The 16,571-nt window shown below is 62.3% G+C and carries 14 protein-coding genes and 1 pseudogene; 8 read left to right on the top strand and 7 right to left on the bottom strand.

Translation table 11 applies throughout. From position 1 onward, the window contains the following. The first annotated feature begins 190 nt into the window (after positions 1-190). Positions 191-1,693, top strand: coding sequence for a DEAD/DEAH box helicase (locus FFS21_RS01845; protein WP_137923228.1), 1,503 nt, complete (start codon positions 191-193; stop codon positions 1,691-1,693). A 37-nt stretch (positions 1,694-1,730) separates the two neighbouring features. Here FFS21_RS01845 and gluQRS read toward each other — a convergent pair whose 3' ends face one another. Together gluQRS and FFS21_RS01835 are read right to left on the bottom strand one after the other, a co-directional pair. Continuing rightward, positions 1,731-2,612, bottom strand: coding sequence for a tRNA glutamyl-Q(34) synthetase GluQRS (gene gluQRS, locus FFS21_RS01840; RefSeq protein WP_137923227.1), 882 nt, complete (start codon positions 2,610-2,612; stop codon positions 1,731-1,733). Positions 2,613-2,633: 21 nt separating this feature from the next. Further along, entirely contained in the window at positions 2,634-3,602 is a 969-nt protein-coding gene (locus FFS21_RS01835) for a LysR family transcriptional regulator (RefSeq protein ID WP_137923226.1), read from the bottom strand. A 155-nt stretch (positions 3,603-3,757) separates the two neighbouring features. Here FFS21_RS01835 and FFS21_RS01830 point away from each other — a divergent pair, with 155 nt between their 5' ends. Continuing rightward, entirely contained in the window at positions 3,758-4,456 is a 699-nt protein-coding gene (locus FFS21_RS01830) for a pirin family protein (RefSeq protein WP_137923225.1), read from the top strand. Between the two features lie 172 nt (positions 4,457-4,628). Next, on the top strand, positions 4,629-5,606 hold the full coding sequence (locus FFS21_RS01825) for a CobD/CbiB family protein (RefSeq protein WP_137923224.1): 978 nt from the start codon (positions 4,629-4,631) through the stop codon (positions 5,604-5,606). Between the two features lie 76 nt (positions 5,607-5,682). On the opposite strand, the gene rsgA is transcribed toward FFS21_RS01825, so the two are convergent. Beyond that, positions 5,683-6,654, bottom strand: coding sequence for a ribosome small subunit-dependent GTPase A (gene rsgA, locus FFS21_RS01820; protein WP_137923223.1), 972 nt, complete (start codon positions 6,652-6,654; stop codon positions 5,683-5,685). After that, positions 6,651-7,904 (bottom strand): M48 family metallopeptidase, encoded by a 1,254-nt coding sequence (locus FFS21_RS01815; RefSeq protein WP_137923222.1) that lies wholly within the window; start codon positions 7,902-7,904, stop codon positions 6,651-6,653. Before FFS21_RS01815 ends, rsgA begins: the two co-directional genes overlap by 4 nt. 148 nt (positions 7,905-8,052) lie before the next feature. Between FFS21_RS01815 and orn the strand changes: the two genes are divergently transcribed. Both orn and FFS21_RS01805 read left to right on the top strand, forming a co-directional pair. Further along, the gene (gene orn / locus FFS21_RS01810) at positions 8,053-8,682 is read left to right on the top strand and encodes an oligoribonuclease (RefSeq protein WP_137923221.1); all 630 of its coding nucleotides are present in this window, start codon (positions 8,053-8,055) and stop codon (positions 8,680-8,682) included. A gap of 81 nt (positions 8,683-8,763) precedes the next feature. Next, positions 8,764-9,645, top strand: a complete 882-nt coding sequence (locus FFS21_RS01805; RefSeq protein ID WP_137923220.1) for an AEC family transporter — start codon at positions 8,764-8,766, stop codon at positions 9,643-9,645. Positions 9,646-9,701: 56 nt separating this feature from the next. Here the strand turns inward: FFS21_RS01805 and mog are convergent, their stop codons facing one another. Both mog and yjgA read right to left on the bottom strand, forming a co-directional pair. After that, positions 9,702-10,346, bottom strand: a complete 645-nt coding sequence (mog, locus tag FFS21_RS01800) for a molybdopterin adenylyltransferase (protein WP_137923219.1) — start codon at positions 10,344-10,346, stop codon at positions 9,702-9,704. Beyond that, entirely contained in the window at positions 10,343-10,951 is a 609-nt protein-coding gene (gene yjgA, locus FFS21_RS01795) for a ribosome biogenesis factor YjgA (protein ID WP_502705146.1), read from the bottom strand. Before yjgA ends, mog begins: the two co-directional genes overlap by 4 nt. A 57-nt stretch (positions 10,952-11,008) precedes the next feature. Here yjgA and pmbA point away from each other — a divergent pair, with 57 nt between their 5' ends. Continuing rightward, positions 11,009-12,379, top strand: coding sequence for a metalloprotease PmbA (gene pmbA / locus FFS21_RS01790; protein ID WP_137923217.1), 1,371 nt, complete (start codon positions 11,009-11,011; stop codon positions 12,377-12,379). Between the two features lie 80 nt (positions 12,380-12,459). On the opposite strand, the pseudogene FFS21_RS01785 reads toward pmbA, so the two are convergent. After that, a pseudogene (locus tag FFS21_RS01785) lies at positions 12,460-12,789 on the bottom strand (dihydrofolate reductase); the annotation flags it as partial. Between the two features lie 297 nt (positions 12,790-13,086). Between FFS21_RS01785 and FFS21_RS01780 the strand changes: the two are divergent. Together FFS21_RS01780 and FFS21_RS01775 are read left to right on the top strand one after the other, a co-directional pair. Beyond that, complete coding sequence (locus tag FFS21_RS01780) at positions 13,087-15,558, top strand: type VI secretion system Vgr family protein (protein WP_171020307.1); 2,472 nt, start codon at positions 13,087-13,089, stop codon at positions 15,556-15,558. A gap of 9 nt (positions 15,559-15,567) precedes the next feature. Beyond that, positions 15,568-16,566, top strand: coding sequence for a DUF4123 domain-containing protein (locus tag FFS21_RS01775; RefSeq protein WP_137923214.1), 999 nt, complete (start codon positions 15,568-15,570; stop codon positions 16,564-16,566). The last annotated feature ends 5 nt before the right edge of the window (positions 16,567-16,571 follow it).

Below are 16,571 nucleotides of genomic sequence, written 5' to 3'. Positions count from 1 at the left end.
CCCCAATACTCCCAATCGCGCCCGCTGCCCACCCCTCTTAGTCTGGTGGTAGAATCCAAGTCTTTGATTTTCCGGGCAATTCATCTTTTCGCATCTTTTCGCCGGGTTTGGCGACCGCGATCTGTTGCCCGCGAACCGTATAGACGCGTGTCCGTTGCCCCGGCTCCGCGCCGAGACTGACACACCATAGATGACGATGACCACCACCCCAGACCAGACCCCAGCCACTGAGCAGACGTTCGAGAGCTTCGGGCTGGACCCGCGTATCCTGCGCGCCTTGACCGACCAGGGCTACACCAAGCCCACGCCGATCCAGGCGCAGGCCATTCCGGTGGTGCTGCTGGGCAAGGATGTCATGGGTGCCGCGCAGACCGGCACGGGCAAGACGGCAGGTTTCGCGCTGCCGATCATCCAGCGGCTGCTGCCGCTGTCGAATGCCAGTGCATCGCCCGCCCGTCATCCGGTGCGCGCGCTGATGCTGACGCCGACGCGCGAACTCGCCGATCAGGTCTACGACAACGTGGCGCGTTACGCGCAGCACACGGACCTGCGCAGCACGGTGGTGTTCGGCGGTGTGGACATGAACCCGCAGACCGAGGCGCTGCGCCGTGGCGTGGAAATCCTCGTCGCCACGCCGGGCCGATTGCTCGATCACGTGCAGCAGAAGTCGGTGAACCTGTCGCAAGTGCAGATGCTGGTGCTGGACGAAGCGGACCGCATGCTCGACATGGGCTTCCTGCCGGATCTGCAGCGCATCATCAATTTGCTGCCGGCCCAACGCCAGACGCTGCTGTTCTCGGCCACGTTCTCGCCCGAAATCAAGAAGCTGGCTTCGAGCTACCTCAAGCAGCCGGTCACGATCGAAGTAGCACGCAGCAACTCGACGAACGAGAACGTGCGCCAGATCGTGTACCCGGTGCAGGACGGTCACAAGCAAGCTGCAGTGGTGCACCTGCTCAAGCAGCGCGCCGACGCCCAGCAGTCCAAGCAATGCATCGTGTTTGTGAACAGCAAGATTGGCTGCTCGCGACTGGCACGCCATCTGGAGCGCGAGGGCATCAACGCCGCGGCGATCCACGGCGACAAGACACAGACCGAGCGCATGCAGACGCTCGAGGGTTTCAAGACGGGCACGATCGATGCGCTGGTGGCTACCGACGTGGCCGCGCGTGGCCTCGACATCCCCGCCATGCCGTGCGTGATCAACTTCGATCTGCCGTTCAGCGCCGAAGATTATGTGCACCGCATCGGCCGTACGGGCCGCGCCGGCGCCAGCGGCGATGCGCTTTCGATCTATGTGCCGGGCAGCGATGATCGCCTGCTGGCCGATATCGAGAAGCTGATCAAGCGCGCCGTGCCGCGTGGCACGCTCGACGGCTTCGACCCGACTGGCGAGCGCGCCCGTCAGGAAGAATCCGACCGTCGCCGCCAGCGCACCGAAACGCGCCGTCCGCGCGAGAATGGCGCCACCGAGGAAGAATCGACCACGCGCCGCCGCCGTACCGAGCCAAACGGGCGTCAGGCGTTCCGTCCGTCCGACGATCCGTTCTTCTCGCGTCCGTACGAGCCGTCGGGCAACTACACGCCAGCACCGAAGACGGAAGACGAACTTGCTGCTGCGCTGACGCGTGGCCGTCAGGCGCCCAAGCGTCCCGTTGCAGCGTTGCTCGGCGGCGTACCGCGCAAGTCCTGACGCTTCAGGCGGCAAGCGATAAAAGCTGGCGGATCGACTAGTTCGATGCCGCCAGTTTTTCTTTCCACTGTTCCGTGGCGGTCTCCAGCCACGCGGGCACATTCCCTTCGCCGTTCACGATGCCGAGATGCGCGCCAGCCTGGCGCAGCGCATCGAGCGGTGCAGCCGTGTCCAGCGCTTCGGCGCCGCTCTGCTTGCTGAGTTTCTCGCCCACCGCGTTCACGACAACCGGCACATGCAGGTACGACGGCGTAGGCAGGCCGAGCAGGTGCTGAAGATGGATCTGGCGCGGCGTGGAATCGAGCAGGTCCGCGCCACGCACGATATGCGTGATTTCCTGCGCGGCGTCATCGACCACTACGGCCAGTTGATAGGCCCAGAGTCCATCGGCCCGGCGCAATACGAAATCCCCGAGTTCCGTTTCGAGGTTCTGGCATTGACGGCCCTGCCAGCGATCGTCGAAGCAGACGGTCGCGGCATCGCCGTCGGGTACGCGCACGCGCCATGCGCGGGGCAGCTTGCCATGGAGGCCATTGCGGCAGGTGCCCGGGTAGCCGAGCGTCTGGTGTCGCTCGCGCACGTGTATTAATGAATCGGCAATTTCCCGGCGCGAGCAGCCGCACGGGTAGAGCTGGCCGGCGATTTCCAGCGAATGCAGTGCTTCGGCGTAGCGGGTTTCGCGGCGGCTCTGCCAGACGGGTGGCTCGTCGGGATGCAGCCCTAGCGCGGCGAGCGTGCGCAGGATATCGTCATCGGCGCCCTTCACGCAGCGTGGATAGTCGATGTCCTCGATTCGTACGAGCCAGTCGCCGTCATGGGCACGGGCGTCGAGCCAACTGGCCAGCGCCGTGACAAGCGAACCCAGATGCAGCGGACCCGTGGGGGAGGGGGCAAAGCGCCCCCGATAGCGTTGCGTCATGCGGACTGCCAGCCGACCCGGTTACTGCGGGGCTTCCGATGACGGCGGCAGCAAGACATCCAGTGACTCCGGCTGCCCCTGCGGCGCTTGCTGCATCAGCGCCTGCGCCAGTCGTGGATCTTCCAGCTTGTTGCTCCACCACTGCACGGCCTTGCCGCGCGTATTGGTGCGCCATGCCACCTTGAAGTTGCCGGGCGCCCGAACTTCCACAGTCTCGCGCACCTGTAGCACGCCGCTTTCGATGTGCGGCTGTGCCATTGGCGCGGGCAGCCAGCCGCAGCCCAGGCCACGGATCTGTGCTTCGAGCTTGTCTCGCATGGTGGGCACCACGAGCACGTCCTGGCCGGCCAGCACCCCATGGGTACGCGCCGGCAGGTTGCGCGAGGTATCGCCCACGGCCACGATCCGGTGCCGTGCGATCTGAATCGTCGTCAGCGGCCCTTCTTCGGTGGCCAGCGGATGATGCGCCGCTACGGCAAAGACAAACGGGATCGTGCCGAGAGGCCGGACCTGGAACCCCTGCGTACTCGGAATCTCGTAGGCGCCGCCAATGATCATGTCCGCGCGGTTGCTGACCAGTGCGTCCCATGTGCCGCCGAGCACCTCCTTGGAAAAACGTAGTCGCGTGACCGTGTTTTCGGCAAAGAAGTCCTGAATGACGGGCAGCAGCGCGCGGAAATTGACGAGATCGTCGACGGCGATGTTGAGGCTGGCCTCCCAGCCCGTTGCAAGCCGTTTGACGCGGCGGGCCAGGTCGTCAGCCGCATGCAGCAGGTGGCGCCCCTCGTCGAGCAACGCGCGTCCGGCTGGCGTCAGTTCCGCGCGATGGCGCCGCCGGTCGAACAGCAGCACGTCGAGATCTTCTTCGAGCTTGCGGACTACATAGGTCAGGGCGGACGGCACCTTGCCCATCTCGTGGGCAGCGGCGGCAAAGCTTCCCTTGCGCTCGATGGCGTCAAGGACTTCGAGTGATTCTAGTGACAGGGGCATATTCAGATTTTCTGAACAACTGCTTCTAAGGCGGTGTCCGCAAATATACTCCCGCTCCCCTAAACTGCCTAGCATCGAAACGTTGCTGACCCCCAAGCCCCAGCAAACAAGCCGCTAACGGGGGTCGAAGACCAGGCCTAAGGAGGGCCATCAAAATGATTGAAATCCGTAAGTCTGAAGAGCGCGGTTATGCGGATCATGGCTGGCTGAAGTCGTATCACACGTTCTCGTTTGCCGACTACTACGACCCGCGCCACATCCAGTTCGGCCCGCTGCGTGTGATCAATGAGGACCGCGTGGCGCCAGGCATGGGCTTTGGCACGCACGGCCACCGCGACATGGAGATCATCAGCTATGTGCTGGAGGGCGAACTGGCCCATAAGGACAGCATGGACAACGGCAGCGTGATTCGGCCGGGTGACGTACAGCGGATGAGCGCCGGCACCGGTGTGCGCCATTCGGAATACAACCACGCCCAGCACGACACCACGCACTTCCTCCAGATCTGGATCGTGCCTGACCAGCAGGGCATCGAGCCGGGCTACGAGGAAAAGCGCTTCGACGCGGCAGACAAGCGTGGCCGCCTGCGCCTGGTGGGCAGCCCGGATGGCGCCGAAGGTTCGGTGGTGATCCATCAAGACGTACGATTGTTTGCCGGCCTGTTTGATGACGATGAGGCTGCCACGCTGGCGCTGCAGCCGGGTCGCAAGGCGTATGTCCATGTGGCGCGGGGACGTGTCACGGTAAATGGTCAGCCGCTGGAAGCTGGCGACGCCGCCCAGATGGAAGGTGAAAGTGCCGTGAGCATCGAAAAGGGCGAGGGCGCCGAAGTGCTGGTGTTCGACCTGCCTTGAGTAACATGGCCGTAGCTGGCGTCAGAGCGCCCGCCCCCTCACCGGGGCGGGCGTTTTGCTTACCAGCACTTACAGGTCTTTTGCAAAGTTGCCTTGCCGCTATGCTATCGTCTGCACTATCCGCCATGCGACCGCCGCGGCACTTCGCCGCGCGCTGAATAATCGTCCCGCGATGACATTCGTTTCCATTCTGCTGGCACTGATTGCCGAACAGTTCCGTGCCCTGGGACGGAACAATCCCATTGTCGACATCGTTCGCGTATTAGGTGAACGTGCCGAACACGCCTTCGATACAGGCCGCCCGCGCGATGCCGCGCTGGCGTGGCTGACCGTCGTGCTGCCGCTCGTGCTGGCCGCCGTGATCGTTCACTACCTGCTGGCTTCGATCAGCGTGGCGTTGACGCTCGCGTGGAATGTCCTGCTGCTGTATCTCACGCTGGGCTTCCGCCAGTTCAGCCACTACTTCACCGATATTCACGAAGCGCTCAACCGCGACGACCTGCATACGGCCCGCACGCTGTTGCATGAGTGGACGGAGATCGACACCGTGGACATGCCAGTCAGCGAGATCGTGCGCCATACGCTGGAAGCGGCCATCGTGGCCGTGCATCGTCACGTGTTCGGTGTGTTCTTCTGGTTCCTGGTGCCGATTGGCCCCGGTGGTGTGGTGCTGTATCGCACGGCCGAATTCCTGAATCGTCAGTGGAACGTGCCGTCGAACGAGCGCAGTCCTGCATTGGGCCGCTTTGCTGCGCGGGCGTTCTATGTGCTGGACTGGGTGCCATCCCGACTGACCGCCATCGGGTTTGCCATCGTCGGCAACTTCGAGGACGCGGTCTATGCGTGGCGCAACCACGCACGCAAGTGGAACGATGCCGTCAACGGCATCCTGCTGGCAAGCGGCGGCGGCGCGCTCGGCGTCCGGCTGGGCCAGCCGCTGGCAGAAGAGGATTCGAGTGTGATGCTGCGCACAAGCCTGGCTGGCGTGGACTACGCGCCCGGCATGGGCGATGCGGAACCGGTACCGCCCGAATTCGGCATGGACCCCGGCATCCGCACGCTGCAATCGGCCATCGGACTGGTCTGGCGTGCGGTGATCTTGTGGATGCTGCTGCTGGCGATGATTTCGCTGGCGTTGTGGGTGGGGTAACTCACCACGCCCTCTGGTTTTCTCCCCTCTCCCGCATGGCCGGAAAGGGGAGCACCCCTCAAGGAAATATCTCAAATCACCAAGGCTTCTGCTGCCTCGACTCGTGCAGCAACTGGGTATAGAGCTCATGCCTGCGCGGTGAGATGTCACCGCCTTCGATGGCGCCCAGCACGCCGCAGCCTGGCTCGTTGATGTGATGGCAGTTGTAGAACCTGCAATCCGTCAGGCGCTCCCGGAACTCCGGGAATGCGCGTTCGAGCATGCCTTCGCTCAGATGGTGCAGACCAAATTCCTGGAAGCCGGGTGAATCGATCAGGTAGCCTGGCTTGCCATCCACCACCGCCCACGTCTCGGGCAGGTGATACAGCCGCGTGAACGTGGTCGTGTGCTTGCCGGAATCGAGCTTGGCCGAGATTTCGCGCGTCTGGGCTTCCACGCCGGGAATCAGCAGGTTCAGCATCGACGATTTACCCATGCCCGACTGCCCGATCATGATGCTCGACACACCCGCGGTGCGCGGCTGCAGCGCGGCCAGTGCTTCCTCGGGGCGGCTGTTCACGGACAACTCCAGCGTGTCGTAGCCAAGGTCCTGATAGAGCTTGAGCCGGCGCCGCGCATCGTCAAGGCGCGCGGTCAGGTCGGTCTTGTTCAGGATCACCAGCGGGCGGATGGCCAGCGCCTCGGCCGAGACCAGAGCGCGGCCCAGCAGATCCTCCGAAAAGCTCGGCTCTGTTGCGAGCACGATGATGACCTGATCGATATTCGCGGCGAGCAGCTTCGACTTGAACTGGTCGGAGCGGTGCAGCAGATTCTTGCGCGGCTCGATGGCCGTGATCACACCTTGGTCGGCGGCAGCGAGTTCGATGCGAACGTGGTCGCCCACGGCGGCGTCGCTCTTCTTGCCGCGCGGGAAGGCGTGCAGATGCGAGTGGTCTGCGCGCTCCACCACGTAATGGCGGCCATGCGCGGCAACGATCAATGCGGATTCGGACTCGGCGCCCTTGCCGGCACCCTTCCCGGCGTTCTGGTGGCGGGAGCTGCGGTTCATGCGTTGTACGAGAGCAGGCGATCGATCCGTTGCGCGGCAGGCGGATGCGAGTAATAGAAAGCGCTATAGATGGGGTCGGGCGTCAGCGTCGACGCATTGTCCTTGTACAGCTTCACGAGTGCCGACACCAGATGGCCGGCATTGGTCTGATGCGCGGCAAACTCGTCGGCCTCAAACTCATGCTTGCGCGACGACTGGCTGGCCAGCGGTCCGAGGATGAAGGTGAAGACCGGCAGCGCCAGGAAGAACAGCACGAGGGCCAACGCATCGTTGCTGGTGCCCAGGTTCGGCAGCACGCCCAGATCCATGTAGAACCATTCGCGCGTGGCAAGCCAGCCCAGCACCGCCAGGAACACCAGCGACAGCGCAAACGTGACCGCGATCATCTTGGCCACATGGCGACGCTTGAAATGGCCGAGTTCATGCGCCAGCACCGCTTCCACTTCCTCGCCGTCTAGACGGGCCAGTAGCGTGTCGAAGAAGACGATGCGCTTGGCGGCGCCAAAGCCGGTGAAATAGGCATTGCCGTGCGCGCTACGCTTGCTGCCATCCATCACGAACAGGCCCTTGCTGGCAAAGCCGCACTTGCGCAGCAGCGCCTCGATGCGTACGCGCAGGCCGTCGTCGGTCAACGGCTCGAAGCGGTTGAACAGCGGTGCGATGAAGGTCGGCACGATCACCTGCAGCAACAGGCTGAAACCTACCCAGAGCAGCCACGCATAGAGCCACCAGTAGGTGCCGGCGCGATCCATCAGCCAGAGCACGGCCAGCAGCAGCGGCAGGCCCAGCACGGTGGCGACCGCGGCCATCTTGGCGAGGTCGGCCAGCCACAGTCCCACGGTCATCTTGTTGAAGCCAAAGCGCTGCTCGATCACGAACTGGCCGTAGAGCGAGAAGGGCAGGTCGAACAGGCCGCCGATCAGCGCCACGCTGGCTACCAGTGCCACGCCATAGAAATAGCCGCCGCCGTCAAAGACCTGCAGCCAGAACTGGTTCAGTGCGTGCAGGCCGCCCAGCATCGTAAAGCCGATCAGCACGGCGGCACCGGTCAGTACCTCCAGCATCGACAGCTTGGTACGAGCGATGGTGTAGTCGGCGGCCTTCTGGTGGGCGGAGAGGGTAATGGTGTCGGCAAACCGTTCGGGCACGGCGCCGCGGTGGCGGGCGACATGGCGAATCTGGCGGGAGGCCAGCCAGAGCTTGGTCAGCACCATGACGACCAGGGCGGCAAGAAAGATCAACGTGAACATCGGCAAGCCTTGTTGGGATGACGCAGTGCGCAAAAGCTGCGCGGACGCCATTCGGGGCAGATATGCGAGAATTATAAGTTGTTCGCCCCCGAGCCAGCCGCGCCCGGGGAAAATCCCTTCCGAATCCCATATCGAGCCGTACCGCAAGATGACAAGCCCCGCCGCATCCTCCGTGAAAAGTGAAAACAACCTCGTCTGGCTGGACATGGAGATGACCGGCCTGCAGCCGGACACCGACAGGATTATCGAAGTGGCGGTAGTGGTCACTGACTCCGAACTGAATATCCTGGCCGAAGGTCCGGTGCTGGTGATCCACCAGTCCGATGCTGTGCTCGATGGCATGGACAACTGGAACAAGGGCACGCACGGCCGTTCGGGCCTGATCGACAAGGTCAAGGCGTCCACGCTGACCGAGGCGCAGGCCGAGGCGGAACTGATCGCGTTTCTGAAGCGCTGGGTGCCGGCCAGCAAGTCGCCGATGTGTGGCAATTCCATCTGTCAGGATCGTCGCTTCATGGCGCGTTACATGCCGAAGCTCGAGGCGTTCTTCCACTATCGCAATCTCGACGTCTCGACGCTCAAGGAACTGTGCAAGCGCTGGGAGCCGGCCATCCACAAGGGTTTCCACAAGCGCCAGTTGCACACGGCGCTGGCGGATATCCTGGAGTCGGTGGAAGAACTGCGCTACTACCGCCAGCATTTCATCAAGACGCCGGCCGAGGCGGCCGCGTCGCTGCCGGCTCCCGAAGCACCGGCTCCGGATGCGCCTGCCGCCTGAGTCCCGCGCCCGCATGAGAAGTTGGCGGGCTGGCCCTGACGGGGCGGCTACGCCGTCCCGATAGCTTTTTTCCCCGCCCCCATGTTCACGCGCATCGTCTCGATCATCACGCCAGTCATCCTGATCATCCTGATTGGCTGGATCTACGGGCGTCGTGCCCATCCGGACATGACCGGTATCAACCGGGCCATGCTCGATGTGATCGCACCGCTGCTCGTCGTGTCGGCGTTCATCAGCAGGGATTTCGTGCTGGCGGACCAGTTGGTGCTGCTGGCCTGCGCGGTGGCCGTGGTGATCGGATCGGGCATCCTGGCCTACGTGGTAGCCAAGGTGCTGAAGGCCGATCCCCGCACTTTCGTGCCGCCGATGATGTTCAACAACAGCGGCAACATGGGGTTGCCGCTCTCCGTCTTTGCGTTCGGACCGGTGGGTCTGGCGCCTGCCGTGGCACTGTTCGCGGCGTCCAACCTGATGCATTTCACGATCGGGCTGAAAATCGTCAACCGTCACGCCTCGCTCACGCAGATCGCGCGTAATCCAATGGTGCTGGCCACCGTGGCTGGCGTGGCACTGTCGCTGGCGCGACCGTATTTTTCGTTACCTGATCCCGTTTACGAATCGATCAAGCTGCTGGGCGACTCCACGGTGCCGCTGATGCTGTTTGCGCTGGGTGTGCGCATGAAGGACGTGAGCCTGCGCAACTGGGGCATGGGCCTGCTCGGTGCGGCGGTGTGTCCGCTGGCCGGCATTGCCGTGGCGCTGCTGTTGGTGTGGTGGGTGCCAATGACCGATTTGCAGCGCGGGCTGCTGTTCGTCTTTGCCGCGCTGCCGCCCGCGGTGCTGAACTTCCTGGTTGCCGACCACTTCCGACAGGAGCCGGACCAGGTGGCGTCGATCGTGTTGCTCGGGAATATTGCGGCGGTGGTGTTCGTGCCGATCGGGTTGTATCTGGGGCTGAAGTAACGGCTCGCTCCCCGCCGGTTTGCTCCCTCACTCTTGCTTTGCGGGAGAGGGGAGCCCTAAACCGCTGCGGGCTTAACCCGCACCGCACTCTTCGGCCGAAACGCCTTTACCACGCCCTCATCGGTTTCCATATACGGGCCGCCAATCAGGTCGATGCAGTACGGAATCGCCGCGAACACCCCTTGCACCACGGGTTTGCCGTCGGCGTCGCGCAGTCCTTCCAGTGTTTCGCGGATGGCTTTCGGCTGCCCGGGCAGGTTGACGATCAACGCAGCGCGGCTCGGCGTTTCGCGGATGACCGCCACCTGGCGTGACAGGATTGCCGTCGGCACGAACTTCAGGCTGACTTGGCGCATCTGCTCCCCAAATCCCGGCATTTCCTTCGTGCCTACAGCCAGAGTCGCCTCGGGCGTCACATCGCGTCGCGACGGCCCGGTGCCGCCAGTGGTCAGCACCAGATCGCAGCCCACCACATCCACCAGTTCGATCAGCGTCTTCGAAATGAGCGCCTGCTCATCGGGAATCAGTCGCTCCACGACCTGCCACGGCGACGTCAGCGCCTTGCCAAGCCAGTCGCGCAGGGCCGGAATGCCTTCGTCCTGATAGGTGCCGGCCGAGGCGCGATCGGAGATCGATACCAGACCGATCACGATTTCGTCGGGATGGCTGCGCGCGACTGGCGACGTGGCGGTTGCGTTCATTCGTCGGATTCCCCGGGTTCGGTGGGCTCGCCTTCCTCGGCTGCACCTGCCTTGATGTCCAGCGCCGTCTTGATGGCCTGGAACAGCTCGCGGTAGTACTTGGGCGGCTTGCCGGATTCCTTTTCCTTGCGGGCGTTGCGGATGATGTTGCGTACCGCCTGAACGTCCACGCTGGGGTGCTCGCCCAGGAACTTGGTCAGGTTGGCGTCATCGGCCAGCAGCAGGTCGCGCCAGCGCTCGATCAGGTGCAGCTTGGCGGTTTCGGCCTTGCTGGTGCCCTTGAAGCCTTCCAGCGCGGACTGGATCGCGGCCACTTCCTCTTCATCGAGGTTGCGCATGACCTTGCCGACGAACTGCATCTGGCGGCGCTTGCCTTCGTGATTCGTGATCTTGCGGGCGGCGAAGATCGCGTCGGCCACGGCTTCGGGCAGTGGCACGCGCAGCAGGCGGTCCTTGGGCAGCGCCTCCAGCTCGGCGCCCAGCTTCTGGAGCGCCGTCGAATCCCGCTTGCGCTGGGATTTGCTGATGGGCTGGTCGTCGTCTTCCTCCGGGGCAAAGGCGCCCGGGAAACGGCCGTTGGAGTTGTTACGGGTATTTCGCGTCATGGGCGGCATTTTATCTTGCTATGATTCCCGTTTGCACTTTTGATCACGCCCGCCCATATGAGCCAGACCGCCGAACAGACCGCGTATTTCACCTATACCCAGGACGAGCTCAAGGCCATGGCGGCCGATGTGCTGCGCGTGGCACGCGAACTGGGTGCGAGCGACGCCGCCACCGAGATTTCCGAAGGCAGCGGCCTGTCGGTCACGGTACGCAAGGGGCAGGTGGAAACCATCGAGCAGAACCGCGACAAGGTCGTGGGCGTGACCGTCATGATCGGCCAGCGTCGCGGCAATGCCAGCACCTCCGATTTCTCGCCGGCTGCGCTGCGCGCCACGGCCGAGGCTGCCTACAACATCGCCCGGTTCACGGCCGAGGATGACTGCGCGGGCCTGGCCGAAGAGGATCTGCTCGAACGCGATCCCAAGGATCTCGACCTCTTCCATCCGTGGAGCATCGATGCCGCTGGCGCCATCGACATCGCGCGACGTGCCGAGGCCGCTTCGTTTGCCGTATCCCCGAAGATCAAGAATAGCGATGGCGCGAGCGTATCGGCCCAGCATTCCCAATTCGTGCTGGCCACGTCACGTGGTTTCGTGGGCGGCTACCCTTATTCGCGCCATTTTGTGTCGGCCGCGCCGATCGCCGGCTCTGGCGGTGGCATGCAGCGTGACGACTGGTACTCGTCGAAGCGTGCCCCCGAGGCGCTTGCCGAGCCAGAAGCCATTGGCCGCTATGCCGCCGAGCGCGCGCTGGCCCGCCTGAACGCGCGCAAGCTGTCCACGCGCAAGTGTCCGGTGCTGTTCGAGGCGCCGCTGGCCGCTGGCCTGCTGGGCGCTTTCGTCCAGGCGGTATCGGGCGGCGCGCTGTATCGCAAGTCCACGTTCCTGCACGATTCGCTTGGCAAGCAAGTCTTTGGCTCGCATATCCAGATCCACGAGAATCCGCATCTGCCGGGCGCGATGGGCAGTGCACCGTTCGACGAGGAGGGCGTGCGTGTACATGAGCGCGATGTGGTGCGCGACGGCGTGGTGGAAGGCTATTTCCTGTCGACCTATTCGGCGCGCAAGCTGGGCATGAAGACCACTGGCAACGCTGGCGGCTCGCACAACCTGACGCTGACCAGCTCGCTGACCCAGCCTGCCGATGACTTCGCGGGCATGCTGCGCAAGATGGGCACTGGCCTGCTGGTGACCGAGCTGATGGGGCAGGGCGTGAACTATGTCACCGGCGATTATTCGCGTGGCGCGTCGGGCTACTGGGTCGAGAACGGCGTGATCCAGTATCCGGTGGAAGAAATCACGATTGCCGGAAACATGGTCGAGATGTTCAAGCAGATCGTCGGTATCGGTTCCGATGCGCTGGTGCGCGGGACCAAGGAAACTGGGTCGATTCTGATCGAACAGATGACGATTGCCGGGGGCAATTGAGGCGTAGCGCTTTCGCCCCCTGATGGTTGCGCCCCTCTCCCGCAAGGCGGGAGAGGGGCGCATAGCCCAAGCGGGGAGACTTACTCCTCCCCCGAAGCCGGCCTCTCATACACCACGAACGCATATTCAAACCCATTCGACTCCGAATGGTGCGTTTCGCGGGCTGTCTCCAGCCATGTCGAACGATCCACTGCCGGGAAGTGCGCATCCCCTTCCACGTCGGCATCGATCTCGGTGACGATCAGGCGGTCCGCTGACGGTAGCGCCTCGGCGTAAAGCTGCGCGCCGCCGATCAGGAATACCTGCTCCACGCCCACGCAAAGCCGCTGGGCATCCTCGAGCGAACCCACCACCTCGGCACCTTCGAGCTTCAGGTCCCGGTTGCGGCTGACCACTTTGTTGCGTACCGAGAGCAATGAATCCAGCGTCTTAACATTCTGAGATCTCCGATCACGTCGTAGAAACCTTAAATCGACTGCGCTTCAATTTCAATTATATGGAAATTAGAAGTAATTAATATTCAGATCACTTTTAGGAAATTCTTATAGACGAGTCGCATATTTTGTGAAAATTAAGCGACGAATGATTTCATTCATCTCAATCTGGCATTCCTTTGCTTCAGGTCGTTGCGAAATCGAAGATTGCGCCTGATATTTGCGCGCAGCGTCTTTTGATATTCGCAGTGAATGCATAGGGAAGGAGAGATGATGGGTGCCTCGTTCAATCGGCACGGGACCGCTGACCGTACGGTCACGCTCACGGGGGAGGGACTGCCAGAACTGCTGGGACGTTCCGCGCTGACCGTCGTGCGTGTCGAGGGCCAGGAGAACCTCTGCGAATTGTTCGAATACCGTGTCACGCTCAAGACCCCGGACAGTCTGAACACCGCGTTTGGCCCGGCGGCCAATCTCGACATGCCGGCGCTGCAGGGACGCGAGTTGACCATTGCCCTCGAGCTGGACGGCAAGGGCAGCGGGTTAGTGGGCAGGGCCGGTGCAGGCAAGCGAGAGATCAGTGGCCTTGTCACGAAGGTGGAAGGACCGGTCAACGATGGCAGATCGCTTGCCTACACGCTCACGCTGCGACCGTGGTTGTACCTTGCCACGAAGACTTCGGACTTGAAGATATTCCAGCAAAAGACCGTGGTCGAGATTCTGCATGAACTGCTTGCCGACTATCACTTTCCGGTCGAGATGCGGCTCGACGTGAGACGCTACCCAAAGCGGGAGTATCAGGTGCAATACGGCGAGACGGACTACGCGTTCTTTCAGCGCCTGACTGAGGAGTGGGGAATCGCGTTCTTCTTCGAGCATTCAGAGGAAAAGCACCGGCTGGTGCTGACTGACGGCAACGGCGCGTTCCGCAGATCCCGGAGCCCGGCATACCACTCTGTGCGGTGGCATGGTTCCGCAGCCCGCATTGATGAGGAGCATATCCAAGAGTTCGCGGTCACCGACAGGCTGGTGTCCGGCGCATGGACGTCCAACGACTTCGATTTCAACAAGCCACGTGCGGAACTCGGCGTCGGCACGCGTGATCCGCGTGAAACTGCACATGCTGACGGCCAGATTCATGAATGGCCAGGGGATCACGCCCAACCTGTGACGGGCAATGATCCATGGAAGGAGGGCGATATGCTCTCTCGTATCCGCATGGAAGAATTGCGCCAGGTCGGCAGTCGTGCCAGCGGAAAGGGCAATCTGCGAGGCTTGGCGGCGGGATGCATTTTCGCGCTAACGCACCATCCCCGGAAGCAGGCCAACGTCGAATACCTGATCTATGCCACTCGGTTACAACTCGAAGAAGTGGCCGAGGAAGCCGGGCAGGACCAGCATTGGCAATGCGAAGTGGGATTCGAGGTTCAGCCAGCGACTGTGATTTTCCGCCCGGCGCGGCTTCTGAAAAAGCCTAGAACCTCCGGGCCGCAAACTGCCACCGTCGTTGGGCCGCGAGACCAGGAAGCATGGCTTGACGAGTTCGGGCGAATCCGAATTCAGCTTCACTGGGACCGGATAGGACGCAGCGACGAAAATAGCTCATGTTGGGTGCGTGTCTCGCAGACTTGGCAGGGTGATCAGTTTGGGGCAAGCCACATCCCGCGCATCGGTCAGGAAGTCATCGTCGATTTTTTGAATGGCGATCCGGATTGCCCCATCGTCACAGGCCGAATACCCAATCGCGTCAACATGCCGCAATGGTTGTTGCCGAGCCAACACGCGCTGTCGGGTATCCGCAGCAAGGAGCTGTTTGGAGAGCGCCACAACACCTTCTTGCAGGATGACACCCAGGGCCAGATCCAGACCCAGATCGGGAGTGATCACCAGACTTCGCTGCTGAGCCTGGGCTATATCACCCGGGTACACGATGCCGAGGGCCGCAAGGAAAAGCGTGGCGAAGGGTTCGAGTTGCGCACCGATGGACACGGCGCCATCCGTTCCGCAAAAGGCATGCTTGTCTCCACTGAGCTACGCCACGAAGCGCAGGGCCACCACAAGGATATGGGTGAGGTGGTCCAACGGCTCGCGAACGGTCGGGATGTCCAAGCCATATTGGGAGAAAGTGCCGACTGCCAGCGAGCGCAGGACAGCGAGCAATCAGGCGTGGCGAAGCTGCTAAAGGCGCAAATCGATGGTATCCGAGGGAATGGCGAACTCGGGGAACTCAGTGAGCCGCACCTTGTTGCGGCCGGTCCGGCGGCAATTGCGGCAACGACAGCGGAATCCACACATTTGCATAGCGGGCAGCATACCGCTATCAGTACTGGTGCCCACGTGTCGTTTGCGACCGGCGGCGGAATCTTCGGCAGCTTCGCCGAGCGCGCCGTGCTCTTCGTTCAGAAGCTCGGGATGCGGTTCTTTGCAGCTAAAGGCAAGGTCGAGATACAGGCTCAATCCGACGATATCGAGATCATCGCCCAGAAGGTACTCAAACTAGTCAGCTTCACTGATCTGATCGAGGTTGCTGCCAAAAAAGAAATTCTACTGAATGGCGGCGGCAGTTATATCCGCATTCACCGTAACGGCATCGAACAAGGCACCCCCGGGAACTGGAAGGCTTTTTCGGCAGTGCCCACGCTGCCCGGCGCAAAAACCGAGTTTTATCCCATGCCTGGCTTTACCTCTTGCGCCTCAGAGGTCTCCGACGCGATGAGCATCGGCGCGGGTTCACTATCACGCTGAGGGGCGAGCATGCATCAGTGGAAAAGTCTTGACGCAACAGACCAGCAGAGATTGCTGCCGTTAATCGATGACGTGACAGCCATCGTCGACGGCAGTGCCAGGGGATTGTTCATTTATCTGTTGCTCGACCAGGCGCAAGACAACCCGCTTGCGGATGCGCTGACGGAATCAGCAAGTATTCATCGCATGTATCCGGTGCCAGATCCGTACTTTGCTAGGAATTCTGCGCTCGCCCCCCAACTCGTCGCCCTGGCGAGTCCGCCCGGCGTGACCATCCTGCGGGAAATCGTGGCGGCTGCCTATACGGAGGCAAAACACCGACTGCGGCCTCACTACATCTGTGGGTTGCTTTGGAGCGAAGAGGAGATCCACGCCGTGGCGGATCATCTGCTGCGACTTGGATATCAATCTGACCCCGCGGATGAGCCACGGCTATTCCGCTATCAGGATCCCCGAGTCATGCAACGTCTCTGGCCGGCGCTAACAGCCGCGCAACAAGCGGCCTGGCTCGGTCCGATCCGGCAGTGGTGGTCTTATCCGCAGCCTCATGGTCCGATGCCATGCGATGGGGCCACAGGCGAACGGGTCGCAGCCGTGGCAGAGAATTATTGGGTGCGAGCGGTCCGGCCAACTGAGCTTGCGGCGAATCGAGTCTCGCTATCCCGCCGCTTCCTGAGCGCGCAGCAATGGGCGCTGGCACATCTGAGTCCAGCTATCTCCCGATTCTGGCTTCATCTGGCACAAATCGGCCCAACTGCTTATCGCGTTCCAGACGAAGCAGACGTGGTGCGCTGGCTCATGGAAGCCGACGGCCACCAGTTGAAAGATGCCGATGCCGTTGATTACGCGATCAGCATTTTTCGCTCGTCGGAGGAGGTCTGGCGGCGCCATGACATGCAGGCTGCGGTAATCGCGGCGCTTTCTCATATGAATGCCGAGCCTGGCATCGGCTTTGGCGACGCGTTTGGGAGCGTCGCGCCAACTGAGTATAGATTTTCCGGAGTGTAAATTGT

The organism is Cupriavidus sp. 2SB, from assembly GCF_005503625.1.
GTDB lineage: Bacteria > Pseudomonadota > Gammaproteobacteria > Burkholderiales > Burkholderiaceae > Cupriavidus.
Note: the sequence above shows the minus strand (reverse complement) of the source record. Positions and strands in the feature narration are given on the sequence as shown.